This window comes from Massilia sp. P1_C10, assembly GCF_056406475.1.
This window is the reverse complement of record NZ_JBFUAC010000005.1, coordinates 373049-396627: the sequence shown is the minus strand read 5'-3', so window position 1 is coordinate 396627 and position 23579 is coordinate 373049. Positions and strand designations below refer to the sequence as shown.

Below are 23579 nucleotides of genomic sequence, written 5' to 3'. Positions count from 1 at the left end.
ACGTTTAGTTCCGCAAATCGGCTTCTTAGTTCCTCATTACCGCGTCGGCCTCACAATTTTCCCCCTTCTACGGTAGTGCCTGCTGGTCGTTCGCTGACTGTCATGGCCGAGCAAGTCGGTGGCATCTTGGGCGCCGCGCTCGTCGCCGACATCATCGGCAGCCTTAGCCCGCAAATCATAAAACCAGAAATTCTTGACCGCTTCCGCCAGTGCTGGATTCTTTTCGATCGCAGCCTTTTTCGCGCGTTTGAATAAATTGCGAAGAACCTGGGGAGTTAATGGGGCGCCGCGCTTATTGATGAGCAGTTGAAGGTGGTCGGTGTCGAAAGCATCCTTCTGCTCCGCTATTCGATTCAGCAGTTCGGCCAACTCACCCGAAATGACGATACGAAGTTTTTTTCCGGTCTTTCCTTGATTAACGACGAGATGCCCGTCGACGAGATCGTTCTCATTCATTCGGAGCGCGTCGGAAGGACGCTGGCCGGTTAGGTAGGCAAGGTCCATCGCGTTGCGTAATTCGCCGGTGGCTTCATTCCATACGGCATTGAAAATCTGATCGGTTACATAGACGTCGCGCTTGCCCAGGCTGTAGCCGACGATCCCGCTGGTTGGGGTGGGACTGTCGATGTAGCCCCAACCACGCGCGACATTCCACACCGCCGAGAACACGCGCTTGCAGCGATTTGCTGTTGTCGGCTTGTCGTGATGCTTGTCGAGGAACATTCGTATGTGCATCGGCCGGATCTCATCCAACGGCGCGTCGCCGAAATAGGCATCAAGGTAGTTGAGGTCGGTCGTCATTACCCGGATCGTGTTGGGGGACTTCTTGGGTAACTCCTGCACGCGGTAGCGTTGGATTGCTTCGCCAAACGTGTGGATGCGGTTGGACTCCGGAAATGCTTGTAGTTCCGCGTATTTCCGCAGCGCCGTTACATAGTCTTTACCGAGAGGGATCTCGACGCGGGGCAAGGCGCCGGTGTCGAGGTAGTAGTAGGTGCCGTATTTGCGCTCGCGCTTGCGCATGTGAGGCGGCAGTTGATGCTGCCTGATTCGTGATTTTTCCATGGCGTTACCTCCGGCTTTGTCGCCTGGTTCGAAACGCCGCGCGGATTAAGGTTTCGGTGACCAAGCCCGTTTCGGCGGAGCGAGGTCGGTTTTCCCCTCGATCGCCGCACGAGTCACGATCGGATGCCCGGTCGCATTGACGAAGTAGACCACTCCCATTCGGCGAAGGGCGTCGATCTGGTGTCGCTTAGTCTTGCGTCCCGTGAGGATGGCGACTTCATCACGAGCCAGGAACATGTTGCTCATCGTTTTATCGATTCGATTACGCGGATGGGTGGAAGTTCATGGAGCCGACTGGGATTGTCGGGCTCGCTTAGCTCTACATTTTGATGTTTCCTGCATTGTTTGATTGGTTTTATGTCAATCTTCAAGACTGTGCTGGCCTCGATCTAAAAGCCAACTTAAGCCCATCTTGAAGGCTATCCGTCCGAAGCGTGGGGATGGCGTGATCGAGCGCCAGTAGCGATCTTCGCCGCAGGCGAAGTTCGACGGTAGGAGCCGGGCCGGTAGGCCTTGGCCGCGGGCGGCCAACTCCGTAGCCCGTCGAAAGCGTGGCGCGACCCACAGGCGGCAGCGTTTCTATGCGCCGCTTGAGCGGCGACGAGATGGGCGCTCCGTTACAGCCTAACGACACCGACTCCGAAGTAGTGAGCCCACTCATCGGAGTCGATGTCCATCCGCGTGGTGACGCGTTCGTCGGCTGCGAGCACCAGGCGCTCGATAACGTCGCGTCGGCCGATCTGGTGAAGACGAGCTAATCGATCGATTGCTAAATCAGCGCGGCTACTGAGTGTCAATTGGAGGCGTCGCTCCCCGTTGTCATCCGTCGCTTGCGGCAGCCGCAGCGGATCGACGGATGCGTGATCGGGCAGGTCATTTTCCATGAATGCTCCTGGGTATCCAAAAAGTGCGAGAAAGATGCTGCGCGATCAGAAGAGCGACTGAGTCTGGGGATCTGAACTTGGGGGCGTTGGCGCGGCCGGTGCAGGACTCGTTGCATTCGCTGGATGGGGCAGATCGAACAAGGCTCGGTCGTCCGGCCGAGTCAACGTCAGGTTCAACATGTCGAGAAGCCTGGCCTGTGGCCATTCACCGCGCTCGACCTTGGCCAGGATGGCAGCGCCGATGAGAATCTTGCGGCGAGTATCGTCGGTGCGCTTGCGTTTCGTTTCCTCGGTCCGTTTGCGCGCTTCCAGCTGCTGCTTCTGCGCAGTCAGCTGTTTGAGCTTTTTCTTGGCTGCCTCAATACGACCTTCAATGGTATCCATAAGCTTCTCCACGGTTGAGCCAATTAAAGCCGACAGCGGCTGAGCAGCCGATGAGGTACCGCAAGGGCGGTTCACGCCCGATGCGCGACCCCGAAGCGAACAGCAAGGGCGCACTTAGTGCAATCCCCCTTCGGTGGCTTGCGTGCGGTCGCTGCGCGACAGGTCAACAGCAGAATCAACCGCAACCGCAACCGCAACCGCAACCGCAACCGCAACCGCAACCGCAACCGCAACCGCAACCGCAACCGCAACCGCAACCGCAACCGCAACCGCAACCGCAACCGCAATCTCATGTCGCTATACCACTTATCGGTGAAGGTGATTGGCCGCTCAGCCGGGCGCAGCGCGACCGGCGCGGCCGCCTATCGCGCCGCTGAGAAAATTCTCGATGAGCGTACAGGCCTGATCCACGACTTCACGCGCAAGCGTGGCGTCGAGCACACAGAGCTAATCCTGCCTGGCGAACTGCAGCCCGGCCGCGCCGAATTTTGGAACGCGGTCGAGCTGCACCACAAGCGCGGTGATGCCGTTCTGTCGCGCGAGGTCGAGGTTGCACTGCCCGATGAATTGACGCCGGCCGAGCGGCGCGCGCTGACGATCGAATTCGCGCGAGAGCTGGTCGAGCGCTACGGAGTCGCCGCCGATGTTGCGATCCATGCGCCGAGCCGCACAGGGGATGAGCGTAATCATCACGCGCACATCATGTTGTCTGCGTGCGCAGTCGCGGCGGACGGCGCGCTGGGGAAGAAGGCGGCCGAGCTCGATCCGATTTTTTGCCAAAAGCATCGCTTGCCGAATATGGCCGACCGCGAACGTGTCCGCTGGGCCGAGTTGACCAATATGGCCCTGGAGCGTGCGGGGCATTCGGTGCGTGTCGATCACCGCAGCCTCGAAGCGCAAGGAATCGACCGTATCCCGAGCAGCCACATGGGACCCGCAGTGGCGGGCATGGCACGCCGTGGTGTGTCGAGTGCGGTGTCGATGCGGGTGGCCGCCGAAGTGAACGAACGACTCGAACGTGCGCGCGCATTGGGCGAGCTCGAACGTGAGGCGGCGCAGATCCACCGCGCGATCATCGACACCAGCGCGGACCTGGCTGCCGCTAAGCGTGATCGTGACATCGTGCACGGAATGCAGGGGACTGCGCGCGCCGGCGTCGATGCCTTCCGAGCGCAAGCGGCACAGCGACGCGACGCGGAGACACGCAAGCAGGAGGCGCTAAAAGCATTCCTCGACTTCAAGGCAGAACAGGAGCGCAAGGAGCAGACCGAGCGAGCTCGAAACGAAGCAAGGGCGAAAGAGCTTGAGCGACAGCGACTGGCTGCCCAGGAGAAGCCGCATCCGGGACGTGTACCAAAGCGCGGGCCATCGATGGAGCGTTGAGTCGCCGTTGCGCCCAGGTCAGATCAAATCGTCGAATGGAAGGAAGGACATGGATAAGCAGGAGCAGCTATTTGGCTTGATGGCGATCGCCGAGGAGCATCAAGCGGCGGTGCGGGCTGCGGTCGAAGCCCTGGCTTCAGAACGTCAGGCGCTTGGGGAGCAAAGTGCCGCCCATTCAAAGCAGTTGCGCGAACTGACCCGCACTGCCGACAATGCCGTCAGGGCGATGGAGACGGCCGCCAGCGATGCCGTCAGGGTGGCCATGGCGCGATCCATCAACGATAGCTCGCATGCCGTGGCGGGTGCTTTTGACGCCGCGACGCGCCCCTTCCTTAAACGACTGGATAACTCGGCCACGATGGCGTTCGAAGCGCAGACCCGGCTGGGCGTTGCGATGGCGCGCCTTTCGTGGCAATGGATCTGCCTTGCTGGGGCGTGCACAGGGGCGGTCCTTATCGCCGTGTGGTCGGCGGGTGTGGTTCACACCGAATGGCAGCGCCACGAAATCCGGAACCTGATGGAGGAACGTGACGAGCTGAAGGCTGAAGTGGCGCAATTGCGTTCGCAGTCGGAAGAATGGGCGAAGCGAGGAGGGCGCGCTAAGCTCGAAACATGCGGAAGTATCCCTCGCTTGTGCGTGCGGGTAGACAAGCGGACGGCGTACGGGGAGGGCAGTGACTATTTTGTGCTGAAGGGATATTAAGGCGGCGGTCCGGCTATCGATGCTGGCGGCATGGACGCGAGGAGGCAGCAACGTTGGCGCAACTTCACAGCTTGAGGTGTGCAGAGAACGTCCCGATGCTGGCAAGCACGGCATCGAATTCCGGCGGTGTCGTGCTGAACATTTCGCCTTGCATCGCGGCGTAGTCGGAGCGCCAGCTAGGTTCCTGCTCGGGCAGCGGTAACAAGCGAAGTTTCCCAGCTTTCAGTGCGGTGTAGTCTACCCATGTCTGGGGAAAAAACACCTCGCGGTGCGCCGCTACCTGGTCGAACAAGTCTTTGTCGCCGCCGGCACGTTCGCCCACGCCTTGTTCGATCAGCCGGAAGAGATCGTAATAATGCCGTGCCATCCGCGGCCGGCGAACTTTGTCAGCTGGGCGGTAAGTTTCCTCGTGCAGCAGCATTGCCTTTTCCCAGAAGGTGCGTTCTGGCGCGAGTGCATGAACCACCGTCGCGGAACCCTCGACCGCTTGAGGAAAGTAATCAGCGATCACTGGACGGACTGTCCTTGCTTCCGCGGGCCAAGGATCCGATCGCGCGCCGAATTCCATTTTTACGACAGGCCGCAAATAGCCAGATTGCTGCGGCTGGAACAGGGCTGGGTAGGCAAACAGCAGCGTTTGTTTATCGGGATCGTCGGGATCGACCTGCAGGGTCCATCCCGTTACACCCAAACGTTCGGCGAAATGTTGCTGTAAATGCGGAAGCAACACATCGCGGACGTAGGCGCTGCAGGCGGTCTTGAGCGCCTTGAGGCGCTTGGAACGCTGCTTCGCACTCGGCGCTTGCTCGGGGCTGTTGGCGCCGCCAAAGCCTAGTGCATCCCGGCCGGTTGTCAGGTCTATGTCCTCAGAGAACCTGTCGATCAGCCCCCATGCCTTGGAGAGCGATGTGCCACCTTTGAAGGTCAGGTGGGGCGCTAGGTCCGGCATGGCAAATAGTTGTTGCAGCGCCCAGCAGACCCAGAAGTCCTTCTCGACGCTCGATGGCGCCCAGCCATTGCGCGCGGCCGTCTGCTCGATCGTCAATCGCTGATCATCAGATGAAAGTTCAAGGAACTGGGGCACCTCAATCCTCCTGGCGTGCGATCGTACGCATGAGATCAGCGACCCAGGCCGGCGCGAGCGTGGCGTCGGCGAGCAATATGGCTTTGTCCTCCGCGGACAGCCGATTGCGCAGCTGGTCTAGCATTTGCGCGTCGATGTTGGATTCCTTCAAATAGCGCAGCGCTTGTATGACCAGGCCGCTTATCTTTCCGGCAGTGGCCATGTTGCGCGGTGTCGTATGTTTGAGCATGATGGTCTGGTTACCGATCTGCACGGTGCGGGAAGCGCCGTCCGTCAGGAAAACCAGCTTCATCGGAACCTGATCGGAAAGACCCAAGAGGTTCGCCGCATAGGCGCCGGACGGTTGCAAACGTAAGCTCCCTTTTTCGGCGAGCGCCTCGGCAATTCCCGCGGCGTTAGGCAGTAACGGCCCGAGCAAGGCATGATTACGCGGGCGGTCGTACAAACCTCGCTTTATACGTCGAAGCTCGCCGCTAGCGGCCAGACGCGAAAGTACTTTGTCAATAGCGGGTCTACTTCCCAGGGCAGCAAAATCGTTGGCGCTAAAGATCCGCCCTGTATCGGCCGTGCCGATACAGGCGCGAACAGCGGTGTCTACGTTGGTCTGGCGTGTCGCTTTAGACTTTGTAGCCATTTTAAGATTCGAACCTCGGAGTCCTCATGTCAGAAATTATACCGCGTTTTTCTGACAAGGTGAATTGCGTAGCGGCAGGTTGTCGCATGTTGAAGTTCATATCGAACCTAAAGCGTAGGAATGCCGACGCTATCTGTCAAAAATTTCTTCCCGATAATATTGCAATACTGCCATTTCCATGCCAACATGCATGACGACAGACCGAAGTCTGCGCAAAATTTCAACTCTACTCTTTGACGAGCCTTTAAGGAAATGTATGGGATTTGTACTGACTCCGACTGTAGACGCAACGCAGGAATTTATCGAAATTGCAAACGACTTTTCGAATCCTCTTGATTTGGTCCGGGAAGCGATAAGTAACGCATACGATGCGGGTGCAAACGAAATTTGGATCTCGTTTGATGTAATTAAACAGGCGGGCGAGGCCGTATTGCGCATTGTCCTGAAAGATAACGGCTCGGGTATGAGCGCACAAGGCTTGCAAAATTTTTTCGATTTGGGAAATTCTTCTCGTCGCGACGATCCATCAACGATTGGTGAAAAAGGCCACGGCACCAAGGTGTATTTTAACAGTCGGCGAGTGGAATTAGAAACATCCGATGGTCAAAGCGCACACCACGCAGTAATGTTGGAGCCGTTCACCAAACTACACAATCGTGAAATCCCGACGGTAACTGTTGATGATATTTCAACTTCAGATGTGGAAAAAGGCACGGTAATCACCTTGCTAGGTTATAACAATAATCGCCGCGATAGATTCACCCATCCGATCTTAAAAGACTATATCGCTTGGTTTACCAAGCACGGGGCTATTGCTTCCTCGACCTCTGACGCCCGTCCAGTTCAGTTGATGTTGAAGGGTCTGGGCTCAGATGCGTGGGAACAAATTAGGCAAGGGCATTTTTTTCCGGAAGACAGTGTCGATATCAATAAATTGTTTGATCAATTTGTTACAAGGGCTCCCGATTACTATGTGAAGAAAATCGTCAGAAGGGGAACTCTGAAGAATTTTCCAGAGATACACTACGAGGCGGTTTTTTGCGTAGAGGGTAGAAATAAGAAATATGAATATAATGAAATGCTTCGCCGAACTGGCTATTCGGCTCCGGCGGGTTCATATACAATCCAAGAACGTTACGGATTATGGCTATGTAAAGACTTTATTCCGGTCCAGAGGAAAAACGAGTGGATAACCTTCAAAGGGTCCGAGTACACTAAATTTCACGCTTTTCTCAATTGCCAAGATTTACGTTTGACGGCAAATCGTGGCTCCGTAGACAATACTCCGTCCGAGGTATTGGACGATATTAAGGACGCTGTCCAGCGAATTTACGATGAGATTGTCGGAAGCGATGTTTGGACGCACATGGAATGGTTGGAAGACGAAGCGGCTAGCTATCAATCCACCGAGAGAGAAAAGAAACAATTCAGCTATAGAATCGGAAAGGTTAACAGGTCCAATGTTGCTTCTTACAAGGGATTAACGCTGGTGGAGCCGGATCGCGAAAGCGGAGTTCTTTCCTTATTTCTGATGCTTTCTCAAATCGAAAAAGGACTGTTTCCCTTTTTTATTGTGGATTACGATACGCATGATGGCATTGACGTAATTGCGAAGGGTGACGACACCACACCCATCGTGAATTCGAAACTATTCTACGTTGAATTTAAGAAGACGCTAAGTAAAGGCTTTAATCATTCGTTTCAAAATTTGCATAGCGTGGTGTGTTGGGATACCGATATAAAACATGACGATAGTCTAGTTGACGTCAATAAAGAGGGGCGAAAAATGCAAATAGTCCCGCCCAGGGATGCTGACGACTATACACGCTATTTTCTAGAAAATCCTCGCGCGGCACATCGAATAGAAGTGTATGTGATGAAGCAGTATTTAAGTGAAAAGCTAAAAATAGAATTTCGTCCTCGCACCTCCTCGTCCGTAATTTAGCGATTTGGATAAGAAACGTATTTGCTCATCCCACGTATTCAGGAGGAATGCAATATGCACGATCAGGATATGATAAGAGCGGCGAAAGCAGCAATGGAAGTGGGATCGCACATTGGCCACGTATTTGTTCAATATGCTGGGCATAACATGCACATTAAATGCACTGTGTGTGGCGTGACAGAATTCGTCAAGGACTATTCGGACGGAAAGCACCCGCAGAAGTTTGTTTATCAACCTGTTCGCATGGATGGGCGCGAATATGTAAAGTGCGAGTCGTGTGGACGTGTTCATGACCGTGCAATTCCTTTTGCAAGGTAAGGCATTCCAGAATGGTGATACTGATTGATAAATGCTAATTCGGCGTCGCAATGATAGCGACGAACTGAACCGTAGCCATCGTTTTTAGTTCCGCAAATGGGTTGTATGGAGAAAATTCGCGGGGCACAGCCTGACTTATCATTTTGTCATTTGCGGAACTAAAAAAACACTGTTTCTCCTATGAAGAACGGGATCCAGACTACTGACTTCTAAGCTGAGGGTCACAGGTTCGATTCCTGTTGGGCAGGCCACTAAGCAGTAGGGCTACTTCAACATCCGCTGTAGTGCTAAAGCGGGGCTTACACCGTCCATGCAAGCGGTATGTACGCTGCTCCTTCTGACGAAAAAAAGGACGGCTACACGCCGTCCTAATTTCACGATTCCCTGAAGTTATGCTGCTCGACGCCTAGCGGCTCCCTTTGCTGTCGCTGCTCTTGCTGCCGCTGCTACCGCTGGACCCGCTTCCGCCCGAGCCGGACTGGCGGGACGAGCTATCGTCGTTTTTGTGGGACTGGCGTCCTGCTTCGGCGTGCTGCTCGCGCGTGCCGCCTTGGGTTCCGCCAGAACTGCCGCTGCCCGATCCGCTAGAACCATGCGATCCTGACTGCCGAGAATCGCTGGAACCGCTGCTACCACTCTTGCTGTTGTCTTGAGTTGCCATTTAGAGTCTCCTTGGGTCTGGTTTTCGTACCGCTCTACCTGAGCGGAGACTTCATGTTAGGTTGCTAATAGTGACTTTTGAATCAGAATGTTTCGCGTGGCGGCGTAGGACGAATAGTACAAAAGATACGACGGGAAACTATTGCCGAGGTACGCGGCAATAATCCGGCCCCGCTTCATGATCCCGATCAGACGGATCCGTAAGCAAATAAACAACAATTCTCTTATCGGCCCGGGTTAGCGGGCGCAATAACAAAGGGGAATTGTCATGGTTGACGTCAGCAAATTCGCCACCCACCTGCGCGCGTGCGCAGTCAGCGGTTTCGGCAAGGGCATGTGCGCCAAGTACGTGCGGCAGGCGCTGGAAAGCGGGGGCGCCGACACCACCGGCCATCCGGTCAGCGCCAAGGATTGGGGACCGCTCCTGCTGCTCAACGGATTCCAGCCGCTCGAGCTCGCAAGCATCGACGCGTTCGTCCCGGAGAAGGGCGATGTCGCGGTGATCCAGCCCACTTCCACCTGTCCGCACGGCCATATCCAGGCCTTCGACGGCAAGAACTGGATCTCCGACTTCGTGCAGGCGGCGTTCTGGCCCGGGCCGGCGTATCGCAAGGAGAAGCCGCCCAGCACCGTTTACCGGATTTAATCGTCACATGCTTGCGTCGTGCGGATGCGACGAGAATTTGTCTTATTGAATCCTTTGTTTCTCAGCGGCCACACCCCTGGCGATGGTTGGTGACATGCGCCCCGTAACCATCTATCCTGTTGCCTTGCACCAATCCTTCGACTTCCCAGGTGCCCTATCGCGTTGTGGCCGCGAGATCAAAAGGTACTATTCTGGAAACGTCCGACAACATTGCGCATTGGCGCACGCAGATTTTCTCGTCCTTGCTGTCCATCGTGCTGGTGCTGGGAGCGCTCACTGCCGTACCGAGCATGTTCCTCCTGATAAAAGAGGGTAGGTGGCCGGTCGTGGTGATGGACGTCGTCGCGCTCGGCTGGATCAGCGCCGTGTGGGCGCGCAAGACGCTTGCTTACACCACCCGCGTGCTGAACTTCCTTGCGATCGTATTCATGATCGGCGTCGGCCTGATGCTGTCGGTTGGCCCCGTCAGCCAAATCTATATGGTTGCCGGCCCGGTGCTGGCCGCCGTCCTGCTGGGCACCTGGCCGGCGCTGGGAATGCTCTTCCTGTCCGCGCTGACGATTTTTCTCCTCACCTACGGCGGCCTGTCGAACCTTCACCTGCCCGGCGAGGAGGGGCAAGGCTTGATGCCGTCGGCGATGATTGCCGTGAATTACCTGTTCATCAGCGCGGTCATTACGCTGTCGTGCTCGATTCTGCTGCAGCGCCTGGCCCGCTCGCTCAACGCCTTGCGCGACAACGCGGTCACTCTGCAGCACGGGCAAGACAAACTGCGTGCGCTGAATGCGGAATTGAGCTTGACTGCCGCCGCGGTGGCGCGCCTGAACGACATGGTGGTGATCGCGCGCGTGGTGCTCGAGCCAGGTGCGGTTCAGCCGATCATTTTCGTCAACGACGCCTTTCTGCGCCGTACCGGATACTCGCGCGAGGAAGTGATCGGCCAAAGCTGGCGCATGCTGCTGGGCCGCGACTCCAGTGCGGCCGAAGTCCAGCGCATCGCCAGCGCCGTCGCGCGCACCGACGCGGTGTCGGGCGAACTTCAGTACTACACAAAAATGGGCACGTCGTATTGGGTAGAACTGGAGCTGATGCCTTTTGCCGGCGAAGGCGGCGAATACACGCATTGGGTCGCAGTCGGTCGCGACATCACTGAACGCAAGAAATCGGAAAGCCGGATCCACCGCCTGGCGTTTTTCGACGTCCTGACCGGCCTGCCGAACCGCCGCCTGTTGATGGACCGGCTCGACAAGCTGCTGGCGAACGCGCAAGCCGGCGCCGGCTTCGGCGCGGTGATGTTCATCGACCTCGATCACTTCAAGTACATCAACGATGCGCGTGGCCATGCGATCGGCGACGCGATGCTGAAGAACGCCGCAGCACGCCTACTGCTGGTGGTGCGCAGGGGCGACACCGTGGCGCGCATCGGCGGCGACGAGTTCGTGGTGCTGCTTGGCCAGCTGGGCCACGACGGCGACAGCGCCGCCGAAGCGGCGATGGTGGTCGCCGAAAAGATTCGCCAGACCATCACCGAAGGCTTCGAGATCGACGGCCAGACCTACAATTCGTCGGCCAGCATCGGCGTGACGCTGCTGCCGAAACCCGGCCAGACGGTGCACGACTTGCTGCGGGAGGCCGACACCGCGATGTACCGCGCCAAGTCCGACGGCAGGAATGGCGTTGCGTTCTTCGAATCGACCATGCAGGCCGAGATGGAGCGCCGCCTGACGCTCGAACGCGACCTCGCCGCCGCGCTCGACAAGGGCGAGCTGTCGATGCACATGCAAGTGCAGGTCAACAGCGCTGGCGTGCCGGTCGGCGCCGAGATGCTGATGCGCTGGCGCCGCGCCGACGGCACGATGATTGCGCCCGACGTGTTCATTCCGGTGGCCGAAGAGAGCGGCTTGATCGTGAAGCTGGGCCAGTTCGCGTTGCGCGAAGCCTGCCTGGCGAGCTTGAGGCTGGCGCAGGCCGGCCATCGCCTGCCGATCTCTGTCAACGTCAGCCCGCCGCAATTCCGCGAGGCCGACTTCGTCGACAAGGTGCGGGCGATCATCGACGAAACCGGGGCGCCGGCCGACCAGCTGATTTTCGAAGTCACCGAGGGCCTGCTGGTCGAGAACATGGACGAAACGATCGGCCGCATGCATGAACTGGCGGCGCTCGGCATCCGCCTGTCGATCGACGATTTCGGCACCGGTTACTCCAACCTGTCCTACTTGAAGCGCATGCCGCTGTTCGAACTGAAGATCGACCGCAGTTTCATCCGCGACACGCCGGGCGACCCGAACGGCACGGCGATCGTGCAGTCGATCCTGGCGATGGCCGCGCACCTGGGCCTGCGCGTCGTCGCGGAAGGCGTCGAGACCGCGGAGCAGGCCAGCTTCCTGGCCGCCAACGGCGCGCCCGGCATGCAGGGCTACCTGTTCGGCCGGCCGATGCCGCTAGCCGAACTGCTGGATTGCCTGGGCCAGACCAACACTGCCTGAAAAATGGGGGGCAGGTTCGCCGAACCTGACCCCGCCGCGGCGGCGGGTTTCTACAGTAAAATGTTTCTAGAACATACATTGTAGAAAGCCTGCATGTCCGCATTGGTCCAAAAAGTGTCCGCTTTCCTGAACTCGCTGGTTTCGGTTCACCAGCCGGAACCGGTCGATTACCCCTTTGCGCCCAGCGACATCGCCCAGCTGCATCGGATTGCGGGCGGCCCGGGCCACGCGGCCGTCGACCAGCCGACTTGGGAAGGCATGCTGCTGGAGACGTACTTCGCGCGCCTGACGGAACAGGTCAGCATCTTCGGCAAGCAGTTCATCTACCGCATCCTGCGCGATGGCCAGGACGACGCCGCGCGCGACGCGCTGGCCCAACGCCTGCGCCTCCTAACACGCCACCCTGAGCAGCTGGCGACCCTGCGCCAGGCCTGCAAGCCGGCGCGCCACGCCGACACCGATATCGCCACGCTGCTGTTCGAGGATGCCCTGCCGGCGGTCTCCAAATGGGCCGCGCACGGATGGCTGCTTGGCGCCGGCCTGGCGGCGTCGGTGGCCGCCGTCATGCTGTCGCCAATGGCCTGGCTGGCCGCGGGCTTTTTCGTCTACCACCTGCTCGCGATCCACATGCGCTTTCACGATCGCATGGCGGCGTGGGCGCGCGCGATCAACGCGCTGCAGATGCTTCTGCGCAGCGCCAGCCTGCTCGGCGCGATCGATCACCCGCTGCTGCGTGACCTGGCGCGCGACCGCGCGCTCGCCGGCAAGATCAATCGCAGTCTTTCCCGCCCGGTTCTGGACAGCGTTCCCGGCATGCGCGAGTACCGCGACTGGTTCATGCTGGCCAACGTCAAGCATTACTTCTCGGGCATCGCCATCGTCGGACTGCATCGCGAGTTCCTGCGCGACTGCTACCTGCGCGTCGCCGGCGTCGAAGCCGACCTCGCGCTGGCCGCCCACCTGCTGGAGGCGGGACAAACCTGCTGGGCCGGGCGCAGCGATGGCGACATCGTCATCGAGCAGGCGGTGCATCCCTTGCTGGAGCGGCCGTCCGCGCTGACCATCGCGCTGCACGGACGGGGCGCGTTCATCTCGGGCCAGAACGGCGTCGGCAAGAGCACCTTGCTGCGCACGATCGGCCTGAACCTGCTGGCCGCGCGCGCTTTCGGCTTCTGCTACGCCACCGGCGCCAGCGTGCCGATGCTGCCGGTGTTGGCCAGCATGCAGAGCGAGGACTCGATGCTGGGCGGCGAGAGCCTGTACATCGCCGAGCTGCAGCGCGCGCGAGAGCTGCTCGCGGCCGCCGAGGGCCCGCAGCGGATCGTCTGCCTGATCGACGAAATCTTCCGCGGCACGAACCATCTGGAGTCGGTATCGGCCGCAGCGGCCGTGCTCGACGAGCTGGCGCAGCACGGCACGGTGATCGTTTCGTCGCACAACCTGGTGCTGGCCTCGCTGCTGGAACACCGGCTCGCGCCGTTCTGCGTCGCAGCCGGCGCCGATGGCGCGCTGACCCTGTCGCCCGGCGTGCTGGCGCGCACCAACGGCATCGCGCTGCTGGCGCAAGGCGGCTTCGGCGCCGCTATCGAAGCGAAGGCGGCAAAGGTGGCCGACTGGCTCGGCGCCTACCTGGCGCAGCCCGATGGCGGCCGCGGCGTGCTGCACGCCGGCGCCGTCGAATTGAAGCGCGCATGAGCGGCCGCCAGAAGACGCCGGCGCCGGGGCGTTTCCCGACCATGGGCACCTCGCTGCGCGCGCAGACCCTGGCCGTGCTGCTGGCATCGGACGACATGACCGGCGTCGAGAGCCTGTTCGAGCATCGCAAGATCACGCTAAACACCGTCATTCGCGCGCTGGTGCGCAAGTACGGCTGGCCGATCGAGCGCAGCGATTTTCCGACCAATACCGTCGACGGGCGCGCGGCCTGGGCGTCGGTCTACAGCCTGCCGCGGGAAGTGATCGACGCAGCGCTGCAGGCCGGCGGACGCGATTGGATCGACGGCTGCAAGGCGGCGCGCACGCGCACGCGGCGCTGACCTCATTTGCCGAAGGTTTGATGTGCGCATGGGGTTCGCTCTCGCTTTGCGGATGAGAACACGATATCCTGATAACCTGACAACACTTCGCCGCCGCCGCGCCGCCACGCCCGCATGAGTTTTGCCACCGCCCCCAGCCGCGCCGCGTCCACCGACCTGGTCAACCGGCGCCTGGCCGCCGGCGTGATGCTGTCGATCGTCCTGCACGCAATGCTGCTGCTGATCCGGTTCGGCGTGCCGGGGCTCGGCTTGCCCACGCCGTTCGCGCCGCGTGCGGTGACGGTCACGCTGGCGCCGCCCTTGCCGGAGCCGCAGTTCGCCGAGCCGATTCCCGACCCCCTCCTGCCGCCGGCGCCGTCCGGCATGCGGCTGGTCGCACCGGCGCCGCGGCCAGCGCCGGTGGCCGCCGCCAGGCCGACGCCGGTCAAGCCGACGCCAGCCAAGCCGCGCCGCATCAGCCGGCCGCTGCCTCCATCCAGGCCGATCGAGGCGGCGCCGACGCCGGTGATCGCGCAGGACCAGAACCTCAACGAATTCGTCGTGCCGCTCCAGCAGCCGCAGGAAGCGGCTCAGAAGACCATCGATCCGAAGGAAGCGCAGGAAGGCGTCGACGACGGCGCCGACCTGCGCGCCGCACAGCAGCTGGCCGAGACCCGGCGCCAGCAGGAGCTGGCAGCCGTCGCCGCGGCCGAGGCGAAAGCCGCGCGGGAAGCGCAAGCAAAGATGCTGGCGGCGCGCCAGGCCGAGGATGAGAGCCGCAGGCAGGCGGAAGAGGCGGCGCGCGTGGCGGCGGAAACCGTGGCGCAGCAGCGCCATGCGGAGCAGGCGGCGCTGCAGCAGAAAGCCGAGGAACTGGCGGCGCGCCAGAAGACAGAGGAGGCCGCCCGCCAGAAGGCGGCGCAGCTCGCGGAGCAGCAGAAAATCGAGGAGGCCGCCCGCCAGAAGGCGGCGCAGCTCGCGGAGCAGCAGAAAATCGAGGAGGCCGCGCGCCAGAAGGCGGCACAGCTCGCGGAGCAGCAGAAGATCGAGGAGGCCGCGCGCCAGAAGGCCGCGCAGCTCGCGGAGCAGCAGAAGACCGAGGAGGCCGCGCGCCAGAAGGCGGCGCAGCTCGCGGAGCAGCAGCGGGCCGAGGACGCGGCGCGCCAGAAGGCCGCGCAGCTCGCGGCGCAGCAGCAGGCGGAGCAGGCCGCGCGCCAACAGGCGGAGCAGGCCGCCGCAGCCGGCCAGCGCGACCGCGACCGCGCGGGAGCGGCCTCCAATTCCGGCGCCGGCATCGGCGGCGCGGGCGCGGGCGGCGCCGGCACGGTCACGCCGAAGAACATGTTCGGCAGCGATGCCGCCAACCGCGTGCGCGAACTGGCGCGCGGCATCGACCTTCTGAGCGGCGACCCGCCGCGCGCGCGTCCGGCCGATGAGCGGGGAGGGCGCCGCATCGTGGTCGGCCCCGGCGAGCGCGACGTGCCGGTGCGGATGTACGTGGACAGCTTCCGCCAGAAAATCGAACGCAACGGCGGCGTGGCGTTTTCGCCGACGGCGGCCGAGCGGGTGCGCATCGAGCCGATCGTCAGCGTGGCGATCCGCAGCGACGGCAGCGTCGAGGACGTGACGATCGTGCGCTCGAGCGGCCAGGCCGAAACCGACAACATGGTGCGGCGGATCGTGCGCCTGAACGCGCGCTATTCCGCCTTCCCGCCGAACGTCGCGTCGCGCTACGACGTGATCGAAATCCGGCGCGTCTGGAGTTTCGCCGACACGCTGCGGCTGCTCGAAGAGGTCCGCTGACGAACGGTGTCAGGTCCGACGGGGATGCCTGGTCACGGTCCTTGTCGCCGCGCTGTCCATCCACCCCGTCGTGATGTTGAACATGCCTGCCGCCCGGCGCGCAACGACATCGCTCAGTCTTCCAGTGCAGTCATTTTGATATGCAGCAAGGCCCGCATGGTGTCAGGCCTTACTCTGGTCTGGAGCGCAACTGGCAGGCGCGCAACCGACTTATTGGCAAAAAATCATGGATATTCCTACCAAACACATGCGCACCGCGGCCGCCGGCCTGGCCCTCGCAACCGGGTTCGCGCTGGGCGGCTGCGCCTCCCTCAACGGCAACCAGCAAAGCCGCGTCTCGCCCGCCTCCGCGCCTGGCGCGCCGCCCACCGAGCTGATCACGCCGCAGCTGATCGCCGCCCAGCAGCGCGCGCGCGAGTCGGTCGTGGTGCAGGACCTGTCGCGGCTGGTAGTGCCGAATCCGCCGCCGTACCGCATCGACGCCGGCGACATCCTGTCGATCGTGGTGTGGGACCATCCCGAACTGGGCGGCACCGTGGTCACGCCGGCCTCCGGCGCCGCGGAACTGGCCAACAACGGCGCGCCGCCGTCGGGCTTCGTGGTCGACCATGACGGCAAGGTGCAGTTTCCGTTCGCCGGCGCGATCAAGCTGGCCGGGCTGACCGAGGACCAGGCGCGCGACATGCTCGCCAACCGGCTGGCGCGCTACATCGCGCGCCCCAACGTCACCCTGCGCGTGCAGGCCTAGCCGAGTCCGACGATGCCGATCACGGCGCTGCGGTCCCGGAATTTCGCGATCAGGTGCTTCAAATGGCCTGAGAACAGTTCGTCGCGCATGTTATTGCCTCCGTTGAAAGCTGTGGTGGATGGTTAAATCCGGAACGACGCCAGCCGCCTGAGCAGGTGCGGACGCGCCGGCGGCGGCAGTTTCGCCAGCGGCGCCAGGTCAGGATGGCTTTGCGGCGCATATTCGCTGACGATGGCTTTCACCATCGATTCGATCATCGCCCGGTCATTGGTATCGCAAGCGAGCATCAGGCAATTAATATAGGTTTCCAATATGCCGGGACGCAGGGCGTTTTCCTTCATGCGCATGATGCGCGGATGGTCGCTGGGGAATATCTCGCCATCGGTTAATAATTCTTCGTGGAGTTTTTCTCCGGGGAATAAGCCGACATAATTAATTTCAATATCGCCGTCCGGATGCATCGCGTTTTTTTCGGTTAATCCGGACATCACGATCATGGTACGGGCCAAATCGAGGATCTTGACCGGCTCGCCCATGTCCAGGACGAAAACGTCGCCGCCATCGGCCATCGCGCCGGCCTGGATCACCAGCTGGGCCGCTTCGGCGATCAGCATGAAATAGCGCGACACCTCGGGATGGGTGATGGTCAGGGGGCCGCCGAGCGCGATCTGGCGCTGGAACAGCGGGATCACCGAGCCGGACGAGCCCAGCACATTGCCGAAGCGCACCATGCAAAACGTCGTCTGCGGGGCGTAGCGGGCGGCGGCGGCCTGGAAAATCAGTTCGGCGATGCGCTTGCTGGCGCCCATGATGTTGGTCGGGCGCACCGCCTTGTCGCTCGAGATCAGCACGCAGGTGCCGACCTTGTGGCGCTCGGCGGCGTGGGCGATGACCTGGGCGCCCAGCACGTTGTTGCGCAGGCCCTCGACGATGTTGGCCTCCACCAGCGGCACGTGCTTGTAGGCGGCCGCGTGGTAGATGGTGTCGATGCGGGCGTGCTGCAGGATGCGTTCGATCAGCGCCGGGCTGCACACCGAGCCCAGGTGGGCCTCGATCGGCAGGTCGGGGAAGCGCGACTGGAGCTCCTGGCGCACCGTGTAGAGCGCGAATTCGGAGTGGTCGAGCAGGTGCAGGCGGCTGGGCGACAGGGTGACGATCTGGCGGCACAGCTCGGCGCCGATGGAGCCGCCGGCGCCCGTCACCAGCACGTTCTTGCCCAGCACGCAACGGCTGAACAGGTCGACCCGCGGCGGAACGGGCGGCCGCCCCAGCAGGTCTTCGAAGCGCAAGGCGCGGATCGCCTCCGGCTTGCCCTGGCTGTCGTCGGCCAGGTCGACCAGGCGGCTGAGGATCTTGGTCGTTACCCCGGCCCCGGCCAGGCGCTGCATGATGTTGCGCAGCCGCGCCGGAGATACCGACGGGATCGCGATCACCACCGAGCGGATGTTGAGCGCGCTGACCATTTCGACCAGCCGGTCGGTGTGGAACACGCGCAGGCCCGCGATGGTGCGCTCGTTGAGCACGCGCTTCTCGTCGAAGAAGCAGACCGGACGGTACTCGCTGCCGCTGCGCATGGTCGAGGCCAGGTGGGCGCCCGGTTCGCCGGCGCCGTAAATGGCCACGGTATCGCCGGCGCACTTGCGGGTCAGCTGGCTGCGCAGGAAGTTGCGCATCGTGATGCGCGAGGCGGCGACGTAGGAAAACACGATGAACCAATAAATTGCCAGCACGCTGCGGGGGAATTTTTCGTCGTTGATGGCGAACAGCACGACATACACGCACACGACGGCCACCCCGAGCGTGAGGCCGGTGACGGCGAGCATGCGCTGGTCGATGAAGCGGATCACGGCGCGGTACAGGTCGGACATCGAAAACGCGGCGATGGTCACCACCGCCACCAGGAAATACGACAGCGGCCCGTAATGCATCGCGAGGCTGAGGTCGCCCACGCGCAGCAACAGCGCGATCAGGATGCAGAACGGCAGCGCCAGCAGGTCGACCGCGACCATCAGGGCGATCTTCGCCGTGCGGTGCATGGACACCATCCGGGCGGACAACTGGCGGCGAGTCATTGCGTTTGGCTTGGACATGGGGCGTGCAATTATTTTGAATAATTAAGAAAATAAATCCCGATAATCCGCTTCGGAAAATGCGTCGCTTAGATAATTGACCGAGGCATAAGTTTATTATCGGGGTCTGTATCGTGATTGGTTTGATAATAGTCAACAGCTAACGGAAGGCAAAAATCGCGAATGACATTTGAATAACTTTGCGCAATGTTTGATGAAATCGTATTTTCTGTTTATTCGGAAATGATGGTATTAAGAATTAAATAACTTTCGGAAATGCGCTATCCTGCGGCGATGCGCATTTGGCGGGTCGAAAAGCATTGGGGATATGGATTGGAGCGCCGCGCAGGCGGGCAGTTCCGCTATCGGCGGCGTGCTAACAAGGGGCAGCGCAAAGGATGATGGCGAACTTCAACAGTGGAGTTCGCTGGGAGACACGGGGTCAGGTCCGCAGGACCAGACCTCTTGCTTATATATTAGTAGCCGGGGCGCGGCTGCGGCAGCGCCGGCGGCACCACGATGTCGTCGTTCAGGCGCAGGAACTTGAAGCCCGCCAGCTTCTGGCCCGGCTTGCCCGCGGCGGCGTTGCGCTCTTCGCGCGCGCGGGTGCGGGCGATGAAGGCGTCGAACGATTCTTCGCGCACCTGCGGTTCGGCCGAATTGAGGAAGTTGCGGCGCCCGTCCGGGCCGGTGACGACCAGCCCTACGTGCGAGGCCCAGTAGCCGCCGTTGCGCGTGGAGATGACGTTGACGAAGTCGCCATCGCGCAGCTGCCCCAGGACCGCCGCGACCGTCTCGGCCGGCACGTACGCTTCGCGGCTGCTCTGGACCGCGAAATGGCTGTCGGTGTGGTGGCGCGTCTTGAGGAAGCGCGCGCGATCGACCGTCAGCGGATACGACGGGCCGCCGGCGCCGGCCAGCTGGGCGCTGATGTCGGTCACCAGCCAGCTGTTGTTGATGTTCCAGTCGACCTCGGTGTAATGGTTGCGCGTGGCGACGCCGACCACGCCGTCCTTGTAGCGGATGCGCTGCAGCATCCAGAAGAATTCTTCCCACGAGCTGCTCAGCGCCATCGCATAGGTGTGTTCGGCGAACACGACGCAGTCGCTTTCCTCCAGGCTGAACATCGGCAATGTGTCGTGGATTTGATACGGAAACTCGCCGAGCAGGTTCAGCTTGTAACGCTGGCCGATGTTGCGGCGGCCGATCGCGGCGATGCGCTTGCGCAGGTCCGGCTCGGCCTGATGGATATAACTGATATAGCGCCCCGCTTCGGCCGGGCTCATTTGATAGATCTGCTTTTGCAGCAACTGTTCGTCGCTGAGCGGCTTCGGCGCGACGGGCGCCATGGGAGCGGGAGGGGTGGCGCAGCCGGACAGGGCGGCGACGAGCAGCAGCGGAACGAGGCGCATGGAAAGCTTGTCGGTTAGGAAAACCTCACGTTACCTTGTTTCTTGCGCAGCGGGGAAATGAAATGAGGTTATCCGGGCATAACCAATTTGGCATGGTGCATTTCGCAATATTCCGTGAGGTTATACACCTAAGCGCACAAGTGATTATTCACGAAAATGTCAATCGACAATACTCTGCGCAATGGTCGGATACACCGGCTTTGATCGCAAAATATTGGAGAGTATCGATGATGTTCAAACAAAAGCCGGTGGCCGCCGCCGTATCCCTGGCCATGTGGAGCCTGGCAGCGCTGCCGGCGATGGCCCAAACCGCGGCGCCGATGGAGATGCAAAAAGTCGAAGTGACCGGCATCCGCGCGTCGATGGCGCAGTCGCTGAACGTGAAAAAGAATTCGTCCGCCAACGTCGAGGTCATCACGGCCGAAGACGTGGGCAAGATGCCGGACAAGAACCTGGCCGACTCGCTGCAGCGCCTGGCCGGCGTGGCCGTGCGTACCGACTACGATGAAGCGGAAAAAGTGTCGATGCGCGGCACCAACCCCGACATGTCGCTGATCCTGTTCAACGGCCACACCGTCAGCGGCGGCGACTGGTACGTGGGCGACCAGAGCTCGAGCAGCCGCTCGACCAGCCTGTCGCTGGTGCCGTCGTCGGTCCTGAACCAGGCGACCGTCTACAAGACTTCGCGGGCCAACATCGCCGATGGCGGCCTGGCCGGCACCATCAACGTGACCACCCGCAAGCCGCTGGACCAGAAAGCGCGTTTCAGCGGCGTCGTCAGCGGCGGCATGAGCTACGCCGACCTGCCGGGCAAGACCGCGCCCGACATGAGCGCCACGATCAACTGGAAGAACGAGGCCTCCACGTTCGGCATCATGGCCCAGGGCTTCGCCGAGAAGCGCTACATTCGCCGCGATTCGTCGTCGCGCCTGGCCTACGGCACCAGCAGCGGCTGGGACGTGATCAACACCGCCACCATGAAGGGCATCACCGACCAATCGCTGGCCGGCACCGGTTACAAGGCGTCCGACCTGAACGGCGTGCGCATGCCCGGCTCCCTGGCGACCGAATTCGTCGAAGGCGTGCGCGACCGCAAGGGCGGCCTGGTCTCGATGCAGTTCAAGCCCAGCAAGGACCTGGACGTGACGCTGACCGGTTTCCATTCGTCGATGAACGCCAATAACTACGGCCGCGCCAACATGGGCGCCATCTACAGCATGCTGCTGGGCAAAGCGTCGCTTCCCGACGGCGCGACGGGCGCCACCGCGCCCAACACCAATTCGAACGGTCAGCAAGTTTTCGCGCAGATCAAGAATCCGGTGATCGTCAACGAAACGACCTTGTATGGCGACCAGTTGCGCGTGCTGCGCAGCGCCGACATCCTGTTCCCGGCCGGCACCACGCCTCAGTACATCGGCAACAATGAAGGCTTCTACCGCGAAGGCGCCAACGCCACCAGCGGCTTCATCGACCTCGACGCCAAGTACCGCGTCACCAGCGACCTCACCGTCAAGGGCCTGTTCTCGACCACCGAAGGCGTCGGCAAGACCGCCGCCGACCAGGGCCTGACCTATGCGCGCTTCGGCACCGGCCTGTCGTACACGATGCTCGGCCTGACCGAAGCACCGTACATCAAGTACTACGGCGCCGGCCCGATGACCCCAGGCCGCAACGCCGACGGCAGCGGCAACCTGCTGGTCTTGCGTACGCTCTCCGGTCTGAAAACCACCGACAAGGAACACAGTCTCCAGTTCGATGCCCAGTACACGGTTCAAAAAGGCTGGATCGAGTCGCTTGAATCGGGCGTGCGCTACTCCGACCACCACCGCGACAGCGAGCGTCGCTATCCGGCCTATCGCAGCCCGACCAGCGTCAGCCTGAACAACGCAGTGCCGACCACGTCGACCCCTTGGCCATCGGACTTCGGCGCTGGCCTCGGCGGCGCCGCGGGCTGGGACAACACCGGTTTCACCTTGTCGCCCGAATCGCTGAAGAACTACTTCGCGACCAACACCAAGACCACCACCGACGACTTCGAGCGCCGCATCGCTTCCGAGCTGCACATGCGTGAACGCCAGGGCGCGGCGTATGTGCAGGCCAACCTGGAAGGCGAGAGCTGGTCTGGCAACCTCGGCCTGCGCCTGGTGAAAACCCGCGTCAATGCCGACATCCCGACGCCAATTCCGGGCGGCGTCTGCCAGCGCACCGAACCAGGCAAGCCGGCCACGACCTGCGCCGCGTTCCCGGATGCGATCACCACCGCCGGCGACCTGCAGCCATACTACGACAACGTCCCGTTCGTCGCGACCACCGGCAACATCTACTACTTCAAGAAGACCGACCGCACCTACACCAACCTGCTGCCAAGCCTGAACCTGCGTTACGAGCTGACCAAGGACCAGATCCTGCGTTTCGGCGCCAGCCAGACCATCGGCCGCCAGAACTACAACCTGCTGGGCGCTGGCTTCGGCGCGCCGGTCTGCGATGCGCAGGGCTGCCGCGTGACCGGTCCTAACCCGGACCTGAAGCCGATGACGTCGAAGAACATCGACGCGTCGTGGGCCTGGTATTTCGCCACGCGTTCGCTGGTGTCGGCCAACCTGTTCTACTCGAAGATCGACGGCTACGCCAAGACCGGCAACAGCGGCACGTCGAGCATCGACCTGTTCGATTCGGCCACCAGCTCGATGAAGACCTACTCGATCGTCACGTCGTCGCAGCAGGGCGCGCGCATCGGCGGCGTCGAACTGTCGTACGAGCAGCCGTTCGGCAAGACCGGCTTCGGCTTCACCAGCAACATCAGCCGCGCCAAGACCAAGGTCGACGATGGCCGTCCGATGATCGGCGCGTCCGAGTGGGCCGCCAACCTGGGCGGCTACTTCGAGAACGACAAGTTCTCGTCGCGCCTGGTGTGGAACTACCGCAGCGAGTACGTCACCGGCAGCACCGCGCCGGCGCCGACCACCAACAGCCAGGGCCTGTACGTGGTCAACGGCATCTCGATGCCGGCTGCGCCGACCATCTCGGCGCCGGTGGCGACGCTGGCGTTCAACGCGAGCTATAACATCAGCCCGAAACTGGTGGCGTCGTTCAGCGCGACGAACCTGACCAACGTGCGTCGCGCTCAATATCGCTACAGCGAAGAAGAGCAGTCGAAGCTGGACGTCAGCGGCCGCCAGTTCTACGTGAACCTGAAATACAAGTTCTGATCGCGTAGGCTGGCATGAATGGAAGGGGAGCTTCGGCTCCCTTTTTTTTATCGCGTGAAATGCGAACGTGCGTCACCGAACAGTTAAGGCAATCGTGCGCGCCTATGATGAAGCCGTGTGAGTGACGCGCC

General features: G+C 61.4%; 19 protein-coding genes. 11 read left to right on the top strand and 8 right to left on the bottom strand.

What is annotated here, in order from left to right; translation table 11 throughout:
- Nucleotides 1-36 precede the first annotated feature (36 nt).
- From AC1D02_RS13915 to AC1D02_RS13900, 4 genes are all read right to left on the bottom strand, one after another.
- Nucleotides 37-1065 (bottom strand): tyrosine-type recombinase/integrase, encoded by a 1029-nt coding sequence (locus tag AC1D02_RS13915; protein WP_477317785.1) that lies wholly within the window; start codon nt 1063-1065, stop codon nt 37-39.
- A gap of 45 nt (nt 1066-1110) precedes the next feature.
- Nucleotides 1111-1311, bottom strand: coding sequence for a DUF4224 domain-containing protein (locus AC1D02_RS13910; RefSeq protein ID WP_477317783.1), 201 nt, complete (start codon nt 1309-1311; stop codon nt 1111-1113).
- Between the two features lie 371 nt (nt 1312-1682).
- The gene (locus AC1D02_RS13905; protein WP_477317781.1) at nt 1683-1949 is read right to left on the bottom strand and encodes a hypothetical protein; all 267 of its coding nucleotides are present in this window, start codon (nt 1947-1949) and stop codon (nt 1683-1685) included.
- Between the two features lie 45 nt (nt 1950-1994).
- On the bottom strand, nt 1995-2333 hold the full coding sequence (locus AC1D02_RS13900; protein ID WP_477317779.1) for a mobilization protein: 339 nt from the start codon (nt 2331-2333) through the stop codon (nt 1995-1997).
- Nucleotides 2334-2450: 117 nt separating this feature from the next.
- Between AC1D02_RS13900 and mobQ the strand changes: the two genes are divergently transcribed.
- Entirely contained in the window at nt 2451-3716 is a 1266-nt protein-coding gene (mobQ, locus tag AC1D02_RS13895) for a MobQ family relaxase (RefSeq protein ID WP_477317777.1), read from the top strand.
- Nucleotides 3717-3765: 49 nt separating this feature from the next.
- The gene (locus AC1D02_RS13890; protein ID WP_477317775.1) at nt 3766-4419 is read left to right on the top strand and encodes a hypothetical protein; all 654 of its coding nucleotides are present in this window, start codon (nt 3766-3768) and stop codon (nt 4417-4419) included.
- 64 nt (nt 4420-4483) lie between these two features.
- On the opposite strand, the gene AC1D02_RS13885 is transcribed toward AC1D02_RS13890, so the two are convergent.
- Together AC1D02_RS13885 and AC1D02_RS13880 are read right to left on the bottom strand one after the other, a co-directional pair.
- Nucleotides 4484-5503, bottom strand: a complete 1020-nt coding sequence (locus tag AC1D02_RS13885) for a nucleotidyl transferase AbiEii/AbiGii toxin family protein (protein WP_477317773.1) — start codon at nt 5501-5503, stop codon at nt 4484-4486.
- Nucleotide 5504: 1 nt separating this feature from the next.
- On the bottom strand, nt 5505-6137 hold the full coding sequence (locus tag AC1D02_RS13880; RefSeq protein ID WP_477317771.1) for a DUF6088 family protein: 633 nt from the start codon (nt 6135-6137) through the stop codon (nt 5505-5507).
- Nucleotides 6138-6393: 256 nt separating this feature from the next.
- Here AC1D02_RS13880 and AC1D02_RS13875 point away from each other — a divergent pair, with 256 nt between their 5' ends.
- The 8 genes from AC1D02_RS13875 (at nt 6394) to AC1D02_RS13840 (ending at nt 16758) form a co-directional block, all read left to right on the top strand.
- Nucleotides 6394-8082, top strand: a complete 1689-nt coding sequence (locus AC1D02_RS13875; RefSeq protein ID WP_477317769.1) for an ATP-binding protein — start codon at nt 6394-6396, stop codon at nt 8080-8082.
- Between the two features lie 54 nt (nt 8083-8136).
- Entirely contained in the window at nt 8137-8400 is a 264-nt protein-coding gene (locus AC1D02_RS13870; protein ID WP_477317767.1) for a hypothetical protein, read from the top strand.
- Nucleotides 8401-9328: 928 nt separating this feature from the next.
- Nucleotides 9329-9706: a CHAP domain-containing protein gene (locus AC1D02_RS13865; protein ID WP_477317765.1), complete on the top strand. Its 378-nt coding sequence runs from the start codon at nt 9329-9331 to the stop codon at nt 9704-9706.
- Nucleotides 9707-9855: 149 nt separating this feature from the next.
- Nucleotides 9856-12192, top strand: coding sequence for a putative bifunctional diguanylate cyclase/phosphodiesterase (locus AC1D02_RS13860; RefSeq protein ID WP_477317763.1), 2337 nt, complete (start codon nt 9856-9858; stop codon nt 12190-12192).
- 93 nt (nt 12193-12285) lie between these two features.
- On the top strand, nt 12286-13887 hold the full coding sequence (locus AC1D02_RS13855; RefSeq protein ID WP_477317761.1) for a MutS-related protein: 1602 nt from the start codon (nt 12286-12288) through the stop codon (nt 13885-13887).
- A complete protein-coding gene (locus tag AC1D02_RS13850) occupies nt 13884-14228 on the top strand; it encodes a hypothetical protein (RefSeq protein ID WP_477317759.1) in 345 nt (114 codons plus the stop codon). The genes AC1D02_RS13855 and AC1D02_RS13850 overlap by 4 nt, the downstream gene beginning before the upstream one ends.
- Before the next feature lie 114 nt (nt 14229-14342).
- On the top strand, nt 14343-16010 hold the full coding sequence (locus tag AC1D02_RS13845; RefSeq protein ID WP_477317757.1) for a TonB C-terminal domain-containing protein: 1668 nt from the start codon (nt 14343-14345) through the stop codon (nt 16008-16010).
- A gap of 226 nt (nt 16011-16236) precedes the next feature.
- A complete protein-coding gene (locus AC1D02_RS13840) occupies nt 16237-16758 on the top strand; it encodes a polysaccharide biosynthesis/export family protein (RefSeq protein ID WP_477317756.1) in 522 nt (173 codons plus the stop codon).
- A 122-nt stretch (nt 16759-16880) separates the two neighbouring features.
- Here the strand turns inward: AC1D02_RS13840 and AC1D02_RS13835 are convergent, their stop codons facing one another.
- Both AC1D02_RS13835 and AC1D02_RS13830 read right to left on the bottom strand, forming a co-directional pair.
- A complete protein-coding gene (locus AC1D02_RS13835) occupies nt 16881-18794 on the bottom strand; it encodes a polysaccharide biosynthesis protein (protein ID WP_477317754.1) in 1914 nt (637 codons plus the stop codon).
- 509 nt (nt 18795-19303) lie between these two features.
- Nucleotides 19304-20239, bottom strand: a complete 936-nt coding sequence (locus AC1D02_RS13830) for an N-acetylmuramoyl-L-alanine amidase-like domain-containing protein (RefSeq protein WP_477317752.1) — start codon at nt 20237-20239, stop codon at nt 19304-19306.
- A gap of 227 nt (nt 20240-20466) precedes the next feature.
- Between AC1D02_RS13830 and AC1D02_RS13825 the strand changes: the two genes are divergently transcribed.
- Complete coding sequence (locus AC1D02_RS13825) at nt 20467-23448, top strand: TonB-dependent receptor (RefSeq protein WP_477317750.1); 2982 nt, start codon at nt 20467-20469, stop codon at nt 23446-23448.
- Nucleotides 23449-23579: the final 131 nt, after the last annotated feature.

Coding starts and splice junctions, on each gene's coding strand:
- AC1D02_RS13915 (WP_477317785.1), bottom strand. CDS start 1,065: ATGGAAAAATCACGAATCAGGCAGCATCAACTGCCGCCTCACATGCGC.
- AC1D02_RS13870 (WP_477317767.1), top strand. CDS start 8,137: ATGCACGATCAGGATATGATAAGAGCGGCGAAAGCAGCAATGGAAGTG.
- AC1D02_RS13900 (WP_477317779.1), bottom strand. CDS start 2,333: ATGGATACCATTGAAGGTCGTATTGAGGCAGCCAAGAAAAAGCTCAAA.
- AC1D02_RS13845 (WP_477317757.1), top strand. CDS start 14,343: ATGAGTTTTGCCACCGCCCCCAGCCGCGCCGCGTCCACCGACCTGGTC.
- AC1D02_RS13880 (WP_477317771.1), bottom strand. CDS start 6,137: ATGGCTACAAAGTCTAAAGCGACACGCCAGACCAACGTAGACACCGCT.
- AC1D02_RS13825 (WP_477317750.1), top strand. CDS start 20,467: ATGATGTTCAAACAAAAGCCGGTGGCCGCCGCCGTATCCCTGGCCATG.
- AC1D02_RS13910 (WP_477317783.1), bottom strand. CDS start 1,311: ATGAGCAACATGTTCCTGGCTCGTGATGAAGTCGCCATCCTCACGGGA.
- AC1D02_RS13855 (WP_477317761.1), top strand. CDS start 12,286: ATGTCCGCATTGGTCCAAAAAGTGTCCGCTTTCCTGAACTCGCTGGTT.
- AC1D02_RS13905 (WP_477317781.1), bottom strand. CDS start 1,949: ATGGAAAATGACCTGCCCGATCACGCATCCGTCGATCCGCTGCGGCTG.
- AC1D02_RS13830 (WP_477317752.1), bottom strand. CDS start 20,239: ATGCGCCTCGTTCCGCTGCTGCTCGTCGCCGCCCTGTCCGGCTGCGCC.
- AC1D02_RS13875 (WP_477317769.1), top strand. CDS start 6,394: ATGGGATTTGTACTGACTCCGACTGTAGACGCAACGCAGGAATTTATC.
- AC1D02_RS13840 (WP_477317756.1), top strand. CDS start 16,237: ATGGATATTCCTACCAAACACATGCGCACCGCGGCCGCCGGCCTGGCC.
- AC1D02_RS13850 (WP_477317759.1), top strand. CDS start 13,884: ATGAGCGGCCGCCAGAAGACGCCGGCGCCGGGGCGTTTCCCGACCATG.
- AC1D02_RS13865 (WP_477317765.1), top strand. CDS start 9,329: ATGGTTGACGTCAGCAAATTCGCCACCCACCTGCGCGCGTGCGCAGTC.
- AC1D02_RS13890 (WP_477317775.1), top strand. CDS start 3,766: ATGGATAAGCAGGAGCAGCTATTTGGCTTGATGGCGATCGCCGAGGAG.
- AC1D02_RS13835 (WP_477317754.1), bottom strand. CDS start 18,794: ATGCACCGCACGGCGAAGATCGCCCTGATGGTCGCGGTCGACCTGCTG.